We start from the raw sequence: 21,554 nt of genomic DNA, 5'->3' as shown, positions 1-21,554 counted from the left end.
CAAATTTGCCCCAAATTTACAGCCTGAATTTACTCATCAGTACCGCAACTGCTCAAGATCACTTTGCAGCCAAGGCACGATCAATAATATCTATTTCTGAATACCAAGGTAAATCTCTTTTCCCGTTGCGGTAGAGTTGCGTGATCGCCAATAAAACTCGATCACGTCCTTGATTTGTGTCGAAGCCACCATGTGCCTTTTCAGCCCAAGGTGTGATCCAAAAACGTGGATCCATGTGTTTAATAATTTTATTGGTTTGAGACTCAATAACATCCAAATCTGTGATATTTATATCTAAATCATCGCTATCTGCCCAATTAGTGATTCGATCAATAATAAAACGCGTCAAGCAAACAATGCCGACCTTTGAGATCAGTCGGGATTCCTTAACCCAATAGTCCGAGTAAGAAAATCGAATACTTTTCCACACTGTTAAAAAGACACTTCGACGAACATCCCGGTCATCAAACTCGCTTAAACCAAGCCCACCAAGATAATCAAGTGAAAGTTCAATTGCCGTCGCTGGTACCATACGCTTGTCCGAAGGCGTTTTTGTCCAATCAATTGTTTCATAAAATGGGCTATCGAGGTCAGAATTTACCAAATCGATATCATTGATTCCCTCAGCATCAAAGGCAACACGCGCACCCTTTAAGCGCTCAGCTAGTTTTGTTCCCTTCATTTCAGCCAAAAGAGCCTTGGTATGGGTAGCCGGCACTTTGCTCGATTTATTATTAATCACCAAAAACTGGAATGCTCTTTCAACCGGATCCGAATCCAAAATACCCACAATAGGTACGCTCATATTAGGATCAAATTCATAAATACCATATATACGGTGCTGTCCATCAACAATAGAGCCAGAGTTCTTGTCACCGACTATCTCAAGAATTCCACACTCCCCTTTCCCATTTTGCGTGGATGCATTGAATTTCGTCGCACCTACTGAGAATGCAACAATCACTGCTGACGGAATTGTATTAGATGTATCAGAACGAAGAAACTTAGCTATTGCTTCGACACGAGCTTCCTTTCTTTCGCGTTGATGTCCACTATTTTTGTGACCTAAGGCATCAACATTTGCCCACTTCAACACTTCTTTAACGGGGGCGAAAAATAAGACACAACTAGGACCGAAATTGCCACGCTGCCTAAAAAAGTGTGCGTCGTAATTAAAGTTTTCTGCAGAAAGGTCATTTAACGCGTCTAAATTTTGAATTTTATCGTCAGACATATATATATTAATTAAATTTTAGAAATCAGTCACAGTCTTTAAATCGAAAAATGTAACCGGCATCCCAGTTTTAACGTAACTAAGCTCCTGTTGCCGAGGGCCTATTCTTAGTAGAGCATTTTTCAATGTAATTTTCTCTTCAGTTGCAATTTTGATTGCATGCTCAAAATGTTTAGCAACGCGAGTCTTTCTGGAAATAGACTTCAAAGCCTGCTCTGTTGGCTCTGGAGGCAAGACTAAATTATGAATATTCAACCATTCCCATGATAATGTATCTTTAGTGTCATTTTGACACGCAGGGCACGCAGGAACCAGATTTGCTTCAATACTATCTCCGCCCATTGATTGAGGCCACAAATGTTCCAAGGTTAATAAATCTGGATCTTGATCAGATCGATCATCAAAAATCTGCTTATCACATAAATAGCAGTTCGCAGTTCCACGTAAGCCAATAACATTCTTGCGCACAGTTGGAGATATCGACCGGAACGAAGAATCAGATGCAGCAATTAAATGTCGTGCTAACCTTCCTTTTAAATCATCACTTAACCAGGGAAAGACTTCTGATCCAATTATTTTTTTTGCTTTTTTAATGTATTGACTTTCGTCGTTTAGCTGCTGCTTTTCTTCCGCCCAATAACGAAGAAGTCTTCTCATAGCATGAATGGCTATTGCCCCCCGCACATAAAAAGCGAAACGTTCGGTGCCTGCTACCTCAGCTAAGAATTCATTAACAGTGGGCCAATCTAGCCCTGACGCGTCATTCGCAATAAGAACAACATCTCGTATTAAAAAATAGAGCTTTTCACCACTTGTGGCTGGTTTCATCAGACATATATATCTAAAATAAAAGACATGAATCAAGAAAATTTTGATAAAAATATTGAATTCATCAACGAGTCATATTTCTGCAAGATCTTCCAGTTATATCAGAAGGCCTATGAATCGAAGCGTTATCTAAATTTACCATACATTTACAAAAAGACATGGAAATATTCTACTATGGAAATAAAACGTAAATCAAATGGATTATGTTGGAGAAGAATCGTAGCTTCCGGCAAATCATTCAGCTTCTGCGACGAACTCACCTACTTATTGATAAATCCAAAGTTTGCATCCTTCGTGTAATTAGTTAGGTAAAAGCGCCTCAATCGCTACCAAGGCAGCCTGGACTATACTTGCGGCACCTTTGCCAAGGGGCATACTCAACAAGCGATCGCCGCGGTTTTCTTTTACGCAATAATAGGCTTGGTGTTTACTACTGCGCCAAGCAAAAACAAACACATCGGCTTTGGAAGACAAATGACGCAGACGGTTGGTAGCGACTGTATCTGCGACAATCTCGATTTCGGCGTTAGGCGTAATACTACGCAGGACCTCGCGTGCACGCTGCGCAGCTGGTTCGGTAAGCGTGTAGAGTGCGATGAGTCCTTCGAATGTTGAGAACTGGCTAGTTTCAGACAATGCAGGCTCTGACAACCCAACTAGTAGATTCTCGCAACCGTAGTCATGCGCAAGCAATTGAAGCAAGCGGCGCTGTGCAACACTGATGCGGTGACCATTGGCATTCAGCAGGTCGAGCACCGCCATAAAAAAGCGCAACCGTGTTTCAGAGTCAGGAGTTGGGTGGATCGCAAGGAGTTCGGCAATATTGAGTGCCCAGTCGATTTGCGTAACAGAGCGGTTCGCGGCAAGAATCTCGCCGAGGTCATCCACCGTATCTGTATAGGTTTGTTTATCTGGTACTGCCCCTAGGAAGTTAAACGACAGTGCAGCCACCAATTCAAGCTCGTCCGTTGAGGCGCCACCATTCCACGCCACCATCTTTATGAGCATTGAGTACAGCGGCACGAAGCCGCGTACAGAATTTGCGGTGCGATTGACGAAAAACTCGACAAAAGGAGCGAACGCATGCCGGAAGACAATATCAGCCTTACCATCCGCACTGGTAACAATCACAGCGAGGTCTTGACACTTAACGGGGTCATCGATGTAATCCTCGATGGTCCACTTAGGTACTGAATCGTTGAGAACGACTAGATCTCTACCGGCGTAGCGATGCGCGGCAACATCCCGTGCCCATGCCAGCCAATTTGGCGCTGACGTTGACTCAAGTGCAGGTGAACTTAAAGATGCAAGTCGCTTGCGATCACGCTCACTTAGTTGTTCCAAAAGTGTTACTGGCAAAGCGGATAGTTGACTACGCACGGCCACGATAAGATTAGGGTCGTCCAACTGGGAGAAGCAGCGCAGCAAACCGCTGTAGGCCGAAAGCGCCGGCAACATCTGCAGGAAGAGCCTTGCAGCGGTATCAAATTCGTCATCCAGAATTGCCTGACCTGCCGCCGCTAATTGATCAGGTTCTACCGACGCGGGTTTGTCTAATGGCAAAAGTCGTTCGCGCCATTGCTGTAGTAGTAGCTTGCCTTGGGGTTCGTCTGGATATGCCGACTCAATCACACTTAGACGCGTCCTGTCAGGCTCGTCGCGCGTTACTTCGTACAGGAAGAAAGCCTTCAACACACTGGGCTGGCGCAGGCCTTTACGTTCCTTAAACAGAGGACCGTAGTGCTGGCCTATCTGCCGTTTGAAAACTACAGCTATTTCTTCTGCCGACAAACTTTCAATAGAGCCTACAAAAGTCTCGTAGAGCGCACCGATCAAGTCAGCAATGGTTTGCGGTGGCAACGCCAATTCCATCACCGCTTTGAGTAGCGATGTGTTGTGGGCCAATTCTTGTTGACGCCCCAAACCAGCGAACTGTCGAATCTCAAGAAACTTGCGCTGCTCTGCATTGACACGCCCGGTGGCATGCAACGACTCTAGCAACTGCGAAGCGGAGGCTTCGTTCCCAGCCAACAAAGCTCGGTCGAAATCCGCGCGAATCTTGCCAAAAGGCTGCTGAGTGCGGTCAGGGATGGGTGGACGGCGACGCAACAGCCCAAAGTACAAGTTTAGTCTCCGCGGGATATCCAAACGCGCCGGTTCGTCCCGAGGCACGATACAGTACACATGTTCCCCAAAGCGTTTCAATAATGCCGCTTCAATAGGGTGATCTGGGTCGCAGTGGTGAGGGCGGCCTAGAGAATCACTGTAACTCGGTCCAATAAAACTGTATAGCTCTTCACCCAGAGCCGCCGCCTGATGGGCGTCCGCTGCGCACGCATACCACATATACGGTCCCTGCTCGTTAAACACCGGAAGCACAATGGGCACACGATCCGCACGCTGGATGAACAACTCTAACCAGGGCGTGACGTATGTAAGCCAAACAGGCGCAACTGAACGGTCGCAAAAGGCCTCCCACGTCAAGGCATTGGGGCTAGAGAAAAACCGCTCTAACCACGAGAGTTCAACCGCCTCAATGCCCCGCATGTGCACTCCTTAAATATTGTTCGAATTCCAGTTTTGTGCGGGCCAAATCTTCCAAGTCCAGCGAAAATTCAATCCATTCGTCATTGATTTCCATGCCGTTGTAGGTCAAGTTCATCGAACCCATTAATAGGCTGTTTGAAAGCAGCACCCCCTTGGTATGCAATTTCTCACGCAACGTGATCGACAATTGGTCTTCCAGAGCCAACTGTTCGGCCACTTCTCGCATTTTGTTGATAAAAGGCCGATTGGTCTCGTCGTTGCGGGTAACTATGCGAACCACGGTGCCACGAGTCATGAGCGCCACCAGGACGTCCACCAACCGGACCTCACGGCGGCCCCACTCCGGGTTTAAAGCATCGAAGTTGCCAGAACGATTGTCGATCAAGATGACATTGCTAATCCAAGGAGAGACGAGCCATAATTCCTTCTTCGAGATGAGCAACTCGGCAACGAACATCGTCTGCAAAAGTTCTTGGATAGTGACGACGCCGGTCGCTTGGGTCTTAAAAATGCGTCGATATAACTGCTTCACTGTGTAGCCTCTATGAGTTCGATATCGGCCTCAATATGGCCGCCATTTTGGCGAACCCCTTGAAGGCGTGCATAAGCTCGAATGTAACCTGCATCAATCGGATTGGTAATCAAGACATTTAATGCCAAGCCGAGACAATCGCGCCGCGTCTCAGGGCAGACAAGCGTTACTAACTGCCCCCGCGCAAGTTGCTCGGCAGCAATCGATAACCAGTCGGCATCAAGCACCGAGACCCGTAAACGATCGTCGACCAAAACGTCTGCGACAAGCAAGCGTTCCACTGGAGGCAACTCGCAGAAAGGATTGCGCACTTCGAGACCCGATTGCCTGACGGCGCGCCCCCGCGCCCAGAGCAGGCCGTACACCGTACTCATCCGCCATACCCGGCGGTCACCGGAGACGGCGGCGCTCAATTCTGGGATAACTCGGTCGATGTCGCTAGATTGACTGAGGAAATAACTCATCACTCGCAAATCGATTTCAATCCCTAACGTCGCCTCAAGTGCGTTCCAGCGCTTAAGGGCATTGCTAAGGTACTGGTCACTAGCCGGCCCTGAACCATAGCGGATAACGCGGTTCCCCATCGATGCTAAAAAACCATGGAAAGGTGCAAATCCCGCTTTAACCATTTCCACGCGGATCTGGCGAATTCGCCCTGACAACTCGCGCTGGCTACGGGCGCCGCGAAACGCCCGCACTTGCTCGCTTAGTGCTGAATCAGTATTGTTTGCCAAACAATCAACAAGTGATTGCAGTTGATGGTCGATCAACTCAAACTCGCCCATCTGCAAGTTGGCACGCACTATTGAGAAGAAGCGCCTTGGGTCTTCGGCGTAGCGGCGCATGAATTCCTCAATGAGGCCGCTACCGCCCGGACCACGTTCGCTAATCCAAACCTCCTCACAGCCATTGTGCACCCCTACTGCACACGCGGAATCGATCGGGCCACGTCCCAAATCAACGTGCAGATCGTCAGCATCAATAGTCGGGCACAAGTCTGTTATTGACCGCAGCAATGCCGATGCGCAAGTCGCCCGGTACACGCCGCGTAACCAAGGCTCCCATTCTTCATTAACCTCCTCCCACAATACAATCGCCATGCGTAGGAGTTCATCAAGGACGTCGCCACGTTGCAAACAGACTTCCAAGTCTTCTCGCAAACGATCTTGCGGAACGTCCTCGGCCTCATCGCCGTGTGCTTCGACAAGGTTCGAGTGGAACAGGAAGCGAAGAACATCGAGCAGCGAAATGCTAGCCGTGCCAGTGATCAAGCGCTGGGCAGCAGCCTCAAGCCCAACGTTTCCATCGATAGCATCGAAAGTAACCGCCGACAGAAAGATTTGTGCAAGCCATTCACGCATGAAGGGACTTGGTACCATCGCCAGGGAATGACCTCGCCAGGCGGTATCCAAAAATCGCGTTGTCCGTAGAGCGCGCCATTTCGTTTCGGTGCCATCCCCATCGCGCGTCCACAACCGATCGGGTACGCGCAATTGGATTAGTACGGCATCCGCCAAAAAACTTGCGCCCAAGCCGGTACGTGCGCCGTCCATGGAGAATTCTGTATCAACCCGAATACGCTCTTGACCGACACCAATCTCGGCGCTGGCACCCACAGCAAAACGACGCACTTCAAGTGGCGCGTGGCGCGCGTGCGTAAAGAAACCCAACCGCTCGACCAGGTCGCGCCATACGCCCCCTTCGGGTGGTCGCAGCCAAACCGGTTCGGCGCATGCGACAAATTGGCTATGCCAGTGAAGCGACGCATTGGAAGAATCTTTTACGCTGCTTGGCGGTTCGGTCGGTAGCAAAGCCACGGGGCGCCATACCGGCAAGGTACAAACCTTCTCGCCATCGTGTATCTGAAACTGCCCAATCGAAACATGCGAGCCAATCCGGTTAATCTCTAGGTACGTCGCGCCAGAAACAATGTTGGCGGCTGTTTGCATCTCTGGTGCTGGCAGCAGCCAATGGCGTTCACCTCGATGCCGAATACCATACCGGCGACTAACGCGCCCTGGCGCGAACTCTCGCAAGGCTGAAAACACGGACATTACTCGCCGATCGCGTAGATTATTTGCGTGGGTGCCAGTTAAGCGAATCTCCACTTCCGCTAAACTTAGGTCTGCAAACAAGTTACCAGGCACAAATTCAGGTAAAGGATTATTGGCAATCGCATAGTCCATGTTGGTCTCACCATGTGCCTGCCAGTTTGAGTCGATCCTACGTAAAGCGGTCGGCAACACCATTGTCATCAACGGACGTGGAAATTCCCAAAGGAGCGAAGTAATATCCTCGGCTTTGAGGCGGAGTGCCTGTTGCAAATAATGGGTTAAGCGTGCGGTTGCATTCTCGGATTCGAGAATATTGCGTAATTCTTGCAGCAAATGCTTACGGCGCAACTTATCTGTCACGGGACCACTGAGATCCGTCCAAACGCTGCCAACTGGCGCATCTTGCAAGCGACCACCGAGATAATCCAACGTCGCGTAGACTGCCTGCATGCGGGTCAGGTGGCGGTTTGATAGTGGCAACGTACGTACTGGTAACTCAGGGTCAAACAACAGGTCGTAGGACTGATACGCCGCGCGATCACGACCGTAATCAGACAGAACTACGGTAGTCCAAGGGCGCATCCCACGAGTACGTCCGGCGCGCCCCTTGCGCTGCAGGAAGCTTGCCATCCCGCGCGGCGCTTTGTGCTGAACGACCGCACCAACCCATGGGTCGTCAAAGCCAACCTCCAAGACAGCGGTCGCGACGACCACCTCGGCTTCTGGGTCTACGCCCCGGTCTTGGGAACTGACGCGTTTGATTGAAAGTCGCTCTCGCAAACTATCGGGTCGGATCGCCTCGGCGAAGCGCCAGTCCTGCCCGTTCGCATAGCGCAGTTGTGAGTTGCCTCTGGCACGCAACAGCGCTAAGCCGCCGTTGGGGGCGCTCCGTGTATCAGGGGCACCGGAACTGTTCCGGCCTTCTGCGCTGAGTAAGTCGAAGTACAGACGGTTAATAACGTCGAGATTGTCGGTGAATACAAATGTCTTACGCCCGAACGCGCCGTGGCTAACAGAATTTCTAGTTGTAACCAAGGGATCCAAGCTGCGCTGGAGCAGCATTGTGGTCTGAATTGTGGTCGACAGCAGAGCGGTGCGCGAAACTGGATCACCGCGTAGTGCGATTAGATACTCGGCGCCTTCCGACTCAATCTCAGTTGGCCGCGGCGAGATCTCTTCCACCAGTTTGTGTCGACTTCCTGTGAGGGTGGCGAAGAACTCACTGGCTTCGCGCAGAGTAGCCGATAAGCCTACGAAGCGTAATTCGCAATTGAGCATGCGTTGCCAGCGCCGCATTAGGTAAGCGACTTGAGCACCGTGTCTCCCATCATACGTGTGGACTTCGTCCATCAATACTAATTCAGGTGGACGAATTGCCGATGGTCCAATACCAAACAAGTGCGCCATGCTGTTATCCGCCATGCGCTGATTAAGCATCTCAGTGGTCGTAAACAGCAGATCTGGAGGACGCTTTTTGATCGCTTGACGGGTTAATGGAAATATCTCGCCATCGAGTTCGTACGTACAGTTGGCGCAAATTAAACGCTCACGTCCAGTACTACGATCCGCTTCGAGCCAACGTAGTTCGCCGGAACATTTAAGACAAGATACAACTGGACATACGCAATCGCCGCCGCGCATAGGCCAATCGCAAAAGCGCGCAGACGAAGGGATATCGCCATATAACGCGCCAACGCGAATATTCACCCGGGCGGCCGGCGGCAATACTTGCGCAAGCGCTATTGAGCGCATTAGCACGTCGCGCAACTGATCTTTTAACAATTCCGTACGCGGATAAAGGGCCACTGCCTTAACCCATGGACCGTCGCTTGCCGCCATCATCAGGTGACGCGCGATCGAAGCTAACGCTGGCAAATAGAACGCCAAAGTTTTGCCACTACCAGTACCAGCGCAGACAATGGTGCTAAGGGCGAGATCTTGTTCGATGGCACCCAAGATCCGCAGTGCGGCACGGAGTTGAAACCCAGACAAAGTTAAAGGCTTACCAAACGGGATTAGCAGTGCTTCTGCTGCGGTGAGCACCGCCTCGTTTGAAGTCACCTCGCGCAATTCCTGCAACGCTTGGTGTGCGGCAAGATCGCGCCGCGGATACTCACGGCGTCGCCGGAGGAAGCGGAAGTCTGCAACGAGAGTAGGGGCTTGCTGCCAGGCGGATGGGCCAGCATGTTTGGGAAATAATTGGCGTAATCGTTGCAACAGGCGAACAGTCTCGGCCATACGCGATCGATATGCAATCGATCCATCCTCGCGTTCAACCTGAGCTACCCAGCACCGCCTGAGCATAACCTCGATGACCTCATACGGATCCAAAAATGCATCGAAGCCGTTGTCTATCGCCTCATCAAGGATTGGTTCGATTAACGCGTTAATCTCACTCTGCGCAAGGACGCCATCTACGATGCCCCACGTCAGCAAGCGTGCTTCACCTTGCTCTATTTGGTCGAGCACTCTCAATAACAACTGTTCGCCTTGATCCACTATTTTTTCCTATTAGACGCGCGCACGCACCACATAACTATCAAGGAGATCTTGCTTACTTAGCCAGTCGAGAACCTCCGGAGTTAACAAGCGCAGACTTGCACCATTATTGATTGAATTGACGAAAGCCTCCACAGACTCCGGTAAGTTTTCTTCGAACGTTATCCGCCCAAGTTCTTGGGATAACGCATGTACTTCGTCTATCACTTCCTTGCTAGCAGGGACCGTGTTTCGATAGCGAGCGAATTTCTCGTACGACCTAGTGTATGTATCGAGAGCGATTTTATTGTCCGGGGTTTGTGCGAGCCCAATGCGGCGCCGTTCAGGAGGTAGCCCTGCGAACAATTGGCCAGCGAAATACTGGCTCCAATCTCGGCGCAGAGTAATCTCCAATGTTGCAATAGCTGCCTCCAAAGCTTCGAAAAGTCCGCTCAAATGTTTGCCCTGGGTGAGCGTACTGGCTTTCGGTCGCGCATTAAAGCGGTCAAGCAATTGCGCGATAAGTTTGCGTGCAGAATGAAAATCTAGCCTGTCCGAAAGCGGCACACCAGCCTTACGCAGCATCGAGCTACGCGCCGCCACAGCGTGCAGTTTGAGTTGTTTGTCGACCAGCGATTTATGCAGGTCTATTAAGCTACGGACCTCCTCAACGTTGGCCTGTGCGTCTTGTGCGAGCAGCAAGCGCTCAAGTGCGGCTTTAGCGTCTGTTATTAGCATTCCTGCTCTCCTTCCGCTTCTAATACATCCATATCACCGAGCAAATCTTCGAACGTGCTACGGATCGCGTTGCCAGCAGCTTCTACATCGATTTCTTTCGTCGCCCCATGCAAAGTATTGGCCCGCACTTTGACAACATTGACCAATTTCCGTGCCGTTAGTACAAAACGGTGCGCTACGATCAATGGGTTGATATCCAGTTGCGCGATCCTACTGAGGCCCTTGCCATCAACTTTATCCTCATTTGATTGCATCTCAGCCAATTGTAACGTTGCCTGCGCTTCCTTTAGGGCGCTGTCACGGAACTCTTCGCTTAGTCGTTTAAACGCGGCGCTGCTCATCCCCATCTGCTCATTTGACCAATGACCAGCCATGCTATCGACGAGCTCCTTGAGAGCATAAACGACTTGGTTTTTATCGAAAGTATCGCCCAATTCATCCTGTAAAATCTGCTGCAGACGCCGCGCTTCGGTAAGCACACGTCTAGCGCGGCCGTTTAGGGTCGTCTCGCGCATCTGGCGCAATACGTTGGTGAAGCTCGAATCAATGTCGCCTAAGCTCTCAAGGGCCATTGTATCCACCTCCGCCGGAGGGCCTTCAAGTAGACGGGTGATATCGACGCCGTAAGCTATGCGACCATCATTTTGGAAGCAGCCACTGTAATCCAATAAGAGGTCGGTGAGTTTCATCCGGATGTCAAGCGCCTCTTGCTGAAGTTGACGCCAATCATGGAAAGCTTGCGCTACCTCTACCGGTAAAGCGCTTGGCAACTTGGGTTCGGCAAATAGGAAATCCGATAGTCCAAGTGGCGTTTGTCCACGCTCAAGAACTCCAAGTAAGCGACTGTTCGTACTTAAAAGTCTAGTAACCAGTTGTGCTCGCGCTTTAACTAGATTGCGGATGGTCGCCAGCGCTTGTGGCATTAGGCGTTGTACGAGATTGGCAATACGCGCCAGATCATCATCCACATCCTCATAATCGGCTTTTCGTTTATAGAACTGATAGTATCTAACCAAAGCAATAAGCTCGGTGCGAAGTCGACCATCCAGATCATGGTGGTCTGGCGCGATTTTTATCGCATCGGAAGACAAAGTAATCTCGCCGGCAGCGTTTGGGATCGAAATTTTGTTAGCCCCCAAAGCAAAACTCGAGCATCGCTCTGCGTTCCAGTCAATGCGATCACTAATCGCGCTTTCAAGCGCTTTGCGAATTACATTCGCGACACCTTGTTCGAGGCGAACGTCGTTTTGCACCCAGTTTTCGAGAGTAAGACGCAGGTCCGCAACTAACTTGTCTTCTGGACGTGCAACTGGAGTTGTCGTTCGAATGACGTCCGTACCCGTGTTCATCGCTTCCGAGCGCCGTACATCAGCAGAGGTCACTTTGGGAACTGACGTACTTCTAGTTGGTAATGCAGGGATGCCGGGCGACTCCAAACCAAACGCATGATAGACCTGCGAGGGAATACGTCCTAATTCGGCGCGCGTCGCCGGCGAATCGCCCCAAATTGTCACCAGGCGGGCATATCTCTGGCGATGATCAGCGGATACGGGCAGTGTGGAGAGCCATTCGGCCACTTCTGCCGATGGTGCTGGCGCGAGCAGACTCGGTGGGGGAAACTGCTGGTTTGCATAGGCATCGCGGCCAATCAAAAGCAGATTACGCAGAACATGGTCGATTACGAAACGCGGGGTAAAGACCAGCGTTCCGGCCCGCAGCAAGGCTGAGCGAGCAAGTCGTTCAATGGCTAACTCAGTAAATGGAAATAAGGGAATACCGTCGATGTCCCCAAACGCCGACAAGTCGGCATCAGTGGTTTCCTCATCGATAAAAGGCTCGATCCACGCTCGATGACTCGACCAATCAGGGCCGCGCTGTTTGTACCGGCGAACCAATTCTTCAAAACCCCAACGAGCGGCATTAAGATAAGAAGCTACCAGACGCTTAGTCCGCTGTAAAACCTCCTCTTCGCTGTTCAAATCACTCTCAACGACCCATTGGCGCTTAGCGCGAGTCGCAATCGTGTCCTGACCGGCCAGATAGCCGTCGGTGACTGCAATCGCCGAGCGCATAGTTGCATACTTACGCTCGTTGTCACGGACTCCTTCTTGGATCAGCACGTTCAACAAAGTCTCTTGAATTCCGGTAAGCGCCTTGAAGTCTTCCACAAGGATCACCAATTCACGATTGTCGATGAGAAGCAAACGGCGAATTTCCAGGATTACATCCTGCAACGTCATGCCGCCGATCGCTTCGTGCAGCTTAAAGAGTTGGCGCACGGCTTGATCGACGACCTTACCATTGAGCACATCAACGGCAACTTTCATGCCTACTCTGTTATTGGTAAGTAGAACGGATTCATAGTAGCTCTGAGTCGACTCAGCTGCCTTACCTAATTCGATCGACTCCGGCAATTCAAGATCAGCGACGGTAAAATCTTCAACCGAATCCACCTGCTGCGATCCGTCCTGGCCGGCAATAGCACGTTTTACAATGCGCGGGAACACTTGCTCACGGAAGTGTTCGACCACAATTGGGTCCCCCATGAAGCGCGCCAACTTTTCAGCGTGACCAAGCCGCTGTCTAAGTACACTATTGCTTGGATTAGCCTTAGCTTGCAGACGCAGTTCACTTGCCATCGCCTTAAGCGCGATCTCAAGTTGTCCCTGAAAACTAATAGTGGCATCAGCAATGTCAACGCCGGTCATTGCTTTCGCAAACTCGTCCTTGACGTTCGCGTATCGCTCGTCTGGTAGCGGTTCAAGGATGAGTTCGACAACAGTTCGCAAGCTCGCACTCTTCGGAATGCGAATGACTACATACTTGCCTTCGAGATCGTCTGCCTGCAAGCGCGCCGCTAGAATGCGCACCATATGCGACTTACCGACACCTGAAGCACCAGTAATCGGCATCACGTGAACGCCCATAGGCACGTCCGGCGTCGTGAAATAGCTGTACAACTCATCTTCCGTAGCGGCTACATTAGGACCGTTCTCGATCCGATAGCTGAGCGGCGAAGGCTGGTGGACGGCCAACAACACAGCATCGTGTGCGCCTTCCGCCTCCGGCTTAATGCAGTCGTTTACGGCGTCTTTAGCCGGCCAATATTTCATCAGGTTCATGCTCGCCCTCCGCTCATACGCACATGAGTAAACGAAGTCCATGTACGGTAATTTCGTCCCGTTAGCTTGACGACACTGCCGGAGTCGGACTTTGTTTCTAATGCAATACTGCCGTTCAATTCGAGGCGGCGCAGGGCGATAGACAAGGACATCGACAGATGACCTTCCGCAGGCTTACGCCAAGTTTCCTGGCGCAAGTTGGCCTCCACTTCTTGACGGTAAGTGCCGCCATCCAGAACAGGAATCTTGTCGCTCAACTCATCAAGGAATACCGTCGCAGCCATCGACTCCCCTACGCCTAGTATCGTCGACAATTCGCTGCGCACGGCTTCGGTTGGGTCAAACAAAAAGTCCTTCTCGCCAGTAGCAAATCCTAAATAGCGAGCCCATGGCCGCAGGCCCGGCCAACGCGTGTCATTTTGGAAGATCGCTAGATCACCGTTCACCTGCGGCCCCTCCAGGGCTTCAATGCCTTTAGCGCTGTCTGGCAAATTATAGATATCTTGAGCGAGCGCCCAAGACAAGCCTCTTGCGAAATCGGCCGCGCGACCGCCGCCTTTCTCGGTGATCGCTTCACCTGTCACCGTCAGAGGTAGACAATGCTGCTCTTGCAGCACCAAACGACGACATATAGTTGGCAAGGTATCGAGCACCGCCTCAAGCGGCGCCCCACGCTTACGCTCGATATTGAGCTTGATCTTCCCACTCTCCTCAGTGAAAAGGCCAAATTCTAGCCAACGCGCGAGAGCGGCGCGCAGTCGCCCCATATTTCCATGCACCGAACAGGCCGTAAGCAACTCGGTTTTATCAATTGGTCCGTATTTTGCGGCCACAGCAGCAAGAGCGATGACTTGCCCATGCATACCATCACTTTCACGATTTAAGATTGTCATTGGCTAATAATTGGTAGCAACTGTTGAAGGAAGGCGGCGTGTTCGATGATATCTGCCAGTTTTCGTAAAGGATTGCTCGGATCTGGTTGGCTACGAGGCAAAAGCACTATGTGGTAAGGCCTCTCTAGCGATTCCATCTTGTCGAGCATGCTGGCGGCTGATTCAGCGTCGAGCACCGTCACCCGCGCGAGCGGCGTATAAGGCTCGAGTTCACCTAACCGCCGATGTAGTACAATCCCCTCCGCGGAACGACGATACAGTCGCCGCCACTCCGGCAACCGTGCGAGTGGACCTTGCTCAGATGTGACGACCTCACGCACACCGCACTCCTGGACCAACCAATTGACGAAGCGGACCAAATCGCGGGAAACGTCAACGGCCGGGCGATCGTCCTCATAAAATACGTAAACAAAGGTTGGGTCGACCCACGGAAAACAACGTATCCATTCACTAAATTCGGCGCTGTCGACGTTCTTTATATGGATCGGCGTCGGCATGCGATAACGACGTCGCACCGCAGAATCAAACCGGTCTTGGGGGCAACCACCGCATACCCGAGTCACTGATACGGGCCAAGGGCCGCTATTGACACGATAAAGTTCAGCCAGAGTTTTACCTACCTCGCAGTTTCCTTTAAGCAGACCCCGCATTAAGCTTAAGTTACGATCGGACGCCTGCAATGTGGTACTACGCGAATCAGCAACTCGTTTTTGCCAAACCTCTTGCCGCAGGTGGCCACCGTCCAGAATCCGAACGCGGATCTTTGCCAGCGCAGACAACAAAGATGATGCCTCATCGTGTTCCGGGTAGGCAGTAGGCGACACGCCCTCAATTACTCCAACATCAAGCGCAATCAAGCCAGCTCGAACCATCAAAATTAAGGTCCGCATATTCCAGTCGACGTTGTATTCGCTGGAACTGCGCAATTTAGAGTGACGCGCCTCGATATCAATTTCATAGACGTCTTCCTGACCAGTATGGCGACGTGTGTCGAACATGGCCTTCCAACGACTGATACCAAGTTCCTCCGAGATAATCGCTGGTCGGGCTAGGCGTTCAGGCAGTGTCCAATCACGGTCTTCATACACAAGTAAGGATACGCAAGGCCGACCGTCGCGTCCGCCACGCCCCACTTCTTGGTAATACCGGTCCAATGTTTCAGGGATAGTGGCATGGATTACGGTACGGACATCGCCCTTATCGATACCAACTCCGAACGCCGAAGTCGCAACGATTCCGTCGAGGCGATTGTCAACCCAGTCCTTGATAATCACGGCGCGCTCTCGCGTCGCCGTTGAACCGTCAAAACAGGCCAAGCGTCGCAAGCCTGCGATATTTTTGAGGACATGTTCCCAATGACGGATTTCGGCACGCGTAGTGACATACAAAATAAAAGGGCGCGGTGCATGCCGTAGAGCCTCGAGAACTCGTTCCTGCTTTTCATTCGAATCCGAGGCGTAGTAAAACCAGTATTGGGGCTCGGGCCGTAAGTGAACGGCAGACACCATCTGCACTTTATCGACCGGTCCAAACAATGTAGCCAAAGTCTCGATTGTCTCTTGGGTATAGGTCGCACTCAACAAAACAGTACGAAAGCCGCGTGGCGAAACCTGCAACAATCCGTGGCGCAGGCCGGCCAGCAATTGGAAGGCTGGGCGAAAGGCGTCGCCCCAACCAGTGACAAGGTGCGCTTCGTCGATCACAAGGTATTGAAGCATACCGGCATGCGCCGCTTCGGTCACGGCGCTCAGAAGCGAGGTAGTCAAGGCCTCTGGGGAAGTGAACAGTATACGTTGTGTACCATCGCGCAAACGTGTACGAATTTCAGCACGTCTGACGTCATCCAAACCGCTATGCCAAGCCAATGGCCATTCCTTGCTGACTCCCTCTGCCTTTTGAATAAAAGCGCGCATAGCGCGCTCTTGGTCGAGCGCCAGCGCCACGGTGGGTACAACAAAAATAGTAAGGGCTCCTGCGAGTTTACGAACCAAGGCTGGCGCTTGTCCAACTAAACTTTTCCCTGACCCTGTCGGCAGATTCACCAATAAGGTTTCCCCTTGCCGCATAAGAAATACGGCGCGCACAGCATCCCGCTGCCCCTGTGACGAATAGGTAGTGAAACCTGTAGCGTCCGTAATGAACGGATCGGCAGGACATGCTCCCTCGGTACGCACCCTCTTGTCGGTGAAAGCATCATGAAATACACCGCCAGAAGCGCTGCTCAGCCAACTTGGATCCCACTCCTGCGCGGAGATGACGAATGCACCGTCTTTCGTGGGCATAGCCTGCACCGAGTGCATCGCCCAATCTTGCGCGCTCGGCCAACCACTCGTCGCCGGCACCCACAAAACCTCTGTCTGTTCAGTACGTGCACTCTCGGCCAGCAAGCAATGACGGACCAGAGGTTGCAGATCCGCACACAACAAAGCCATTGTTTGTTGCTGACGAGCCATTAGCAGGATCTGGCAAAGGCGTTCGTAAATTCCGTCTTGAAAATCACCTTCAAAAATCTCAGAATTGCCATCCCAGTCTCGAATAAGCGCTTGGAGACCAATGAAATCAAACGTCATGCTTCCGTCCCTGACAAACCGTCGAGAATGGAAACTGGCAAATCGGAAAGGAATACGACACCGGCCACGTCAGACTTGAGTTCAGGGTTGGTGATCCCCTCATATAAGGCGGAATTAAGTCGCTGTTCCAACTCGAATTGAGCAATTTCCGACTGTGCCTCCATGCCCGTCAAGGAATGGATGCGACTACGCCATTGCGCGTGGCGCACCTCGTCTTCCGAACGTGCGCGTAAGATCGCAGCGCTTTTACGCTCAGCCAGCTCCGGGCGTTCAAGTACCAAGGATCGCGCCCGTTCATGCATACGCAAACAGAGCGCATGCCAATTACCGAAGTTATCGGGTGCAAAGCGCTTGAGCGCCCGGAAGTGCTCCCCCCCTAGATTTTTGTCGATGTATCCCGCACCGCCATCCTTTGCATAGCTCATAGAGAGTACCTCATCCACGAGTTCGGTAGGAATCTCATCGCCCTCTTCGTCCAACCAAATTCGAACGATGAACGGAGCGAGCAACGTATCACCGCGGCGACTCAGAACGGCACTAGCGGCCTCACTATCTTTACTGCGCATACTGCGCAGTACTGCCTCAGCCTTTTCCAGGCGAGCTTGGATCAGGAAGTCAAAACGGAAGCACATCTTGAATTGATTTGGCGCCAAACCACTATCCAGTTGGCGCCACATCGCATAACTGCGGCCTCGATCATCCAGATCCGAGAACGCACGAATAGCCTCGACAAATTCGTCGCCATAACGAAGCGGTTGCACGCTACGCTTGACCGCGCTGGTCCGATGCGCCATGTGGGGGAAGGATTGTGGTTCACGGGCACGACTGCCGGGAGCCTCGTAGTCGATAGCCCCTAAAAAATCATCTAGGAAACCGGCCATTGGAATTAGGGTGGCCCTACTATTCGAGTCGGGCGGATGATAATGAAAGCGCAATGGCTGCTCAATCCCACTCGCGGCACCATTTCTGTTCATCGGAACAGCGCTAAATAACAATGTGTCCGAAATCCAGTACAGCATCGCCTCACGGATGTTCCGCCAATCGTCATCGACCTCAAACAACTGATCAAGTTCTGTCTCGGGCACCGGCGACAATTCATCCAATGCGTCTTGTTGGTCAATCAATTTAAATTCGCAAGCTACGAGACCGTTCGGCCCCCTTAATTGCGCAGTCAACTCGTGCAATGCCTCAGTTCCACCGGCAAATAGACTCGCCCTTAATTTCCCCAGTTCGTCTTCAACGAGATATTGCAGGCTGGAGATCGACTGATTAAAGATGCCCAACCCCTCTTGCAACAGGTCGGCCCAGGCATGCTGTAAAGGGGAGCCTTGGTCAAGCAGCAACAAGGTGCGAATCTGACTGCCAGCGCCATAGCGGTCGACTCGCCCCATGCGTTGTTCGATCCGATTTGGCTCTATCGGCAAGTCGAAGTGAATAACCGTCTTGTTGCCGCCTTGTAGATTCAATCCCTCCTCAGCGCTGCGATCGCAAACTAGAACGTTTATGGATGGGTCAGAAAGAAATGCCGTCCAAGACTCGGGCTTATCAATCTCGTCCTCATCATCCAATTCGATCATGTGTCGCACGACGCTGATATGTCCCCGTTTAATTTGTTGCTGCACGAAATCAGCAATCTCGGAGTTAGAGCAAAACACTACAACCTTCCCTGAATTCGGCAAAGTCCGCAGGAAATCAATCAATTTTTCACATCGCAAATCAAGCCAACGTTCGCTGTCACATACTCGAGCGATGCGCTCAAGCAAAACATCTTCCTCCTCAAAGCGCCCGTACGCTTGGCCTTTCGGCCAAGCGGGTAAGGCACGACGAGTTGCGCACAACTGCGACAACTCTCGAGGATTCTCGAGATAAGCCAACACAAATTCCCAGTAAAAGCGCGATAGCACCTCCTGAACTTGCTGCGCCAAATCGTTGCCTAAAGCAACGCAGGCAGCAATCCGCCAAGCTTCGAGAGCAGACTCAAGACGCGACAGCGGCGAGTCCATGACAAAGCTACGTTGAGCACCGCTACGATTAGGGGTGAGACCGGTCACTTGCTTGCGGCGGTTACGCAGAATCCGTCGATTCAACCGATATGTTTCAGAGATATGCGCACGCAGTTGCTGGATCCCAACGATGAGATCCTCGTCGTCCTCATCTGGCATGTCTAACAATCGGATCTTGAGGTCGCTAACCATCCGTTGCAAGCGCTCGTCATCGGGAACACGTGCCGCGAGATCGTCCAAGGGATCGTCAAGAAACAAGGCGTTATTGGGGGCCAGCATCGCGACCACCTCGGCAAGCGCTTGGCGATGCGCGATCTTCCGCCTAAATCCTTCCAAGTCCTCAAGTGGGTAAACCACTGGATCAAGCAAGTGGAGCATGCGCAGAAAACCTTCCTCGTTGCGCAGGATCGGTGTCGCCGACAACAGCAACAAGCGCTCGGCGCGCCGCGCCGCACATCGCAGCATCTCGTACATCTTGCGACTATTAGGGTCACTTGTGGGCGCAGCGGCGTGGTGAGCTTCGTCCACAACGAGCATAGTGACGCGCTCCAACTCCTGGGCTTGTCTCGCCCCGGGTTCCTGCGGCATTACAAGTACGGATTCGCCGAGATAGACCCGCAGTCCAAAACGCTGCGCCAGTTCGTGGCGCCATTGAATCACAAGCGCCTCGGGTACCAAAATCACAATGTGATGGTGCGGATCATCAAGTACGGCCTGTCGAATTACAATACCAGCCTCGATCGTCTTGCCCAACCCAACTTCATCGGCAAGCAAGTAGCGTTGCGAAGGGTCGTTCAAGATGCGCCTGGCGACGTCAATTTGGTGTGGATTTAGTTCAACGGAAGAAGACAGCAAAGACTGGATACCAAATGCGGCGCCGCGCTGGTTAGTGTAATTTTGCATGAAGCCAGAACGTGCTTCAGCATACTGCGGCGTTTCGGTGATGAACCTGGCGAGAAATTGTGCGGGGTTGTTAATCGGACGCTTCCAACGCACAAATGCGTCTGCATAGGGAACATAGCTCTCTTCGTTGTGGCTGAACCGGACGTAAAGGCCTTCACCGTCGTCCTCTTGCACACGACCGACACGCCATTTGCTTCCCAGTTCTGGGCTAACATAAACCCTAGTGTTGCGACCGAGTTTAACAGGCGCAATTGCCACCTTAGGCACCTGACAGATCTCTAGCCCGCCTTCTGCAGGAGAATCAAAATACTCAACGAAACATTCCGAACCGACAGCAACCAACTTACCAAAACCGAAGCGCTCGCGCCCTTTCACCACGCAAAACATCCCTTATCCTTTCAACTCCTATTAATGCAACCGCATATGCGTACAGCTAACGACGCAGCGAAATAAGGGTCGGGCATTCGGATCGATGCACAGGCCAATACTGTACGTAGCAAACTGACAAAATTCTAATAAACTTAGTTCCGCAAAGCAAGTGAATTTTTGTCAAATGGAAAGTTAAATGGAAAACAATCCAAAATGCAGTCCACCTTACACCGAATCCACAAAAATACTGCAGTAGGGTTAAATCAACTCTGGAAAATAACTGCACAAAATGAGAAAATCCAAGGAAAATTACTGGCACGCTCATCATGCTCTCGTCACATCCCCCTATACTCGTTACAAGTTGCACAAATCGCAAAAAGGCAACTGGCGAAGTGGTCAAACTGTTCCCAGGTGATAAGGCAAAAACAATTGAATCACTGGCTAAACTGTGGGTAACACGGGTAAATGAGGCAAAGCATCGTGAACCAGTAAAAACACTCTATCAAGGCCGAGCATTCTCGGAAGCAAAGCGTACCGCTAGAGCAGTCAACGCGCCACTGTTCGTGGTTTCGGCCGGACATGGCATCGTCAGTTGCGACGAATTACTGCCAGCTTACGATCTTACTGCAACCCCCTCGACAGACAACCCTCTGCATTCAATGCTGGGGCAAATGAATAAGAACGCTATCGACTGGTGGGAAGCATTGACTCAAAGCTTTGCCTTGCCCAGGTCATTACTGGAACTATTCAACAAGCATGCAACCAATAACTGCATTGTAGTACTTGCCGTACCTTCAACATATTTATCGATGCTTCACGGTGATCTATTATCGTTATCAGATGAGCAAATCTGCCGCATCCGGATCATTACATCGGAATTCGGCGCCGAAAAGCTCACAGGTAAGCTGCGCGAGATGGTATTGCCCTACGATGAGCGACTAGAAGGAAATGCCGCGTACGCCGGTACCCGAAACGACTTCCCCCAGCGCGCGCTCAGGCATTTCGTCCAAGAACTGAGTGGGCACGAACTTCCAATTGATAGAGCTCGTGAACGAGTAATTTCCGCAATGCAGTCACTGACCAGACGCAATTTGCCAACGAGAGGCAGAAAAAGTGATGCGGAAATCGAGGATTTGGTTTTGCAGGTTTGGCATCGTCATCGTGGGTCTCAATCGGTTCTGTTACGCTGGCTTCGAGATGAACAACTAGTATCGTGTGAGCAAAGTCGTTTTCGTAAATTATGGCATCGCGTGAAACTGAAAATTGAAGATAGTGATAGGTGA

11 protein-coding genes are annotated in these 21,554 nt (G+C 51.5%); 1 reads left to right on the top strand and 10 read right to left on the bottom strand.

The window, feature by feature from the left end; all coding sequences use genetic code 11:
* Positions 1–58 precede the first annotated feature (58 nt).
* From ABNT42_RS14035 to dpdE, 10 genes are all read right to left on the bottom strand, one after another.
* Positions 59–1,234 (bottom strand): DGQHR domain-containing protein, encoded by a 1,176-nt coding sequence (locus ABNT42_RS14035; protein ID WP_348697911.1) that lies wholly within the window; start codon positions 1,232–1,234, stop codon positions 59–61.
* An 18-nt stretch (positions 1,235–1,252) separates the two neighbouring features.
* Positions 1,253–2,062 (bottom strand): hypothetical protein, encoded by an 810-nt coding sequence (locus tag ABNT42_RS14030; RefSeq protein ID WP_348697909.1) that lies wholly within the window; start codon positions 2,060–2,062, stop codon positions 1,253–1,255.
* 300 nt (positions 2,063–2,362) lie between these two features.
* Positions 2,363–4,609, bottom strand: coding sequence for a protein DpdD (gene dpdD, locus ABNT42_RS14025; RefSeq protein ID WP_348697906.1), 2,247 nt, complete (start codon positions 4,607–4,609; stop codon positions 2,363–2,365).
* Positions 4,596–5,141: a phospholipase D-like domain-containing protein DpdK gene (gene dpdK / locus ABNT42_RS14020; protein ID WP_348697904.1), complete on the bottom strand. Its 546-nt coding sequence runs from the start codon at positions 5,139–5,141 to the stop codon at positions 4,596–4,598. The genes dpdD and dpdK overlap by 14 nt, the downstream gene beginning before the upstream one ends.
* On the bottom strand, positions 5,138–9,694 hold the full coding sequence (gene dpdJ / locus ABNT42_RS14015; protein ID WP_348697902.1) for a protein DpdJ: 4,557 nt from the start codon (positions 9,692–9,694) through the stop codon (positions 5,138–5,140). The genes dpdK and dpdJ overlap by 4 nt, the downstream gene beginning before the upstream one ends.
* Before the next feature lie 12 nt (positions 9,695–9,706).
* Complete coding sequence (locus tag ABNT42_RS14010) at positions 9,707–10,411, bottom strand: hypothetical protein (RefSeq protein ID WP_348697901.1); 705 nt, start codon at positions 10,409–10,411, stop codon at positions 9,707–9,709.
* Complete coding sequence (gene dpdH, locus ABNT42_RS14005; RefSeq protein ID WP_348697900.1) at positions 10,405–13,533, bottom strand: protein DpdH; 3,129 nt, start codon at positions 13,531–13,533, stop codon at positions 10,405–10,407. Before dpdH ends, ABNT42_RS14010 begins: the two co-directional genes overlap by 7 nt.
* Complete coding sequence (gene dpdG, locus ABNT42_RS14000) at positions 13,530–14,426, bottom strand: protein DpdG (RefSeq protein ID WP_348697899.1); 897 nt, start codon at positions 14,424–14,426, stop codon at positions 13,530–13,532. The genes dpdH and dpdG overlap by 4 nt, the downstream gene beginning before the upstream one ends.
* Positions 14,423–16,996, bottom strand: coding sequence for a protein DpdF (gene dpdF, locus ABNT42_RS13995; RefSeq protein WP_348697897.1), 2,574 nt, complete (start codon positions 16,994–16,996; stop codon positions 14,423–14,425). The genes dpdG and dpdF overlap by 4 nt, the downstream gene beginning before the upstream one ends.
* Positions 16,993–20,289, bottom strand: a complete 3,297-nt coding sequence (dpdE, locus tag ABNT42_RS13990; RefSeq protein WP_348697895.1) for a protein DpdE — start codon at positions 20,287–20,289, stop codon at positions 16,993–16,995. Before dpdE ends, dpdF begins: the two co-directional genes overlap by 4 nt.
* Positions 20,290–20,663: 374 nt before the next feature.
* Here dpdE and ABNT42_RS13985 point away from each other — a divergent pair, with 374 nt between their 5' ends.
* Entirely contained in the window at positions 20,664–21,554 is an 891-nt protein-coding gene (locus ABNT42_RS13985; protein ID WP_348697893.1) for a DUF6884 domain-containing protein, read from the top strand.

This window comes from Duganella fentianensis, from assembly GCF_964031615.1.
In the GTDB taxonomy this organism is placed as follows: Bacteria; Pseudomonadota; Gammaproteobacteria; order Burkholderiales; family Burkholderiaceae_D; genus Rugamonas; species Rugamonas fentianensis_A.
The sequence above is the reverse complement of the archived record's forward strand: the minus strand, read 5'-3'. Positions and strand labels throughout refer to the sequence as shown.

Excerpts from the sequence above, each read along its gene's own strand:
- ABNT42_RS14035 (WP_348697911.1), bottom strand. The coding sequence starts at position 1,234 with ATGTCTGACGATAAAATTCAAAATTTAGACGCGTTAAATGACCTTTCT.
- ABNT42_RS14030 (WP_348697909.1), bottom strand. The coding sequence starts at position 2,062 with ATGAAACCAGCCACAAGTGGTGAAAAGCTCTATTTTTTAATACGAGAT.
- dpdD (WP_348697906.1), bottom strand. The coding sequence starts at position 4,609 with ATGCGGGGCATTGAGGCGGTTGAACTCTCGTGGTTAGAGCGGTTTTTC.
- ABNT42_RS14010 (WP_348697901.1), bottom strand. The coding sequence starts at position 10,411 with ATGCTAATAACAGACGCTAAAGCCGCACTTGAGCGCTTGCTGCTCGCA.
- dpdH (WP_348697900.1), bottom strand. The coding sequence starts at position 13,533 with ATGAACCTGATGAAATATTGGCCGGCTAAAGACGCCGTAAACGACTGC.
- dpdG (WP_348697899.1), bottom strand. The coding sequence starts at position 14,426 with ATGACAATCTTAAATCGTGAAAGTGATGGTATGCATGGGCAAGTCATC.
- dpdF (WP_348697897.1), bottom strand. The coding sequence starts at position 16,996 with ATGACGTTTGATTTCATTGGTCTCCAAGCGCTTATTCGAGACTGGGAT.
- dpdE (WP_348697895.1), bottom strand. The coding sequence starts at position 20,289 with ATGTTTTGCGTGGTGAAAGGGCGCGAGCGCTTCGGTTTTGGTAAGTTG.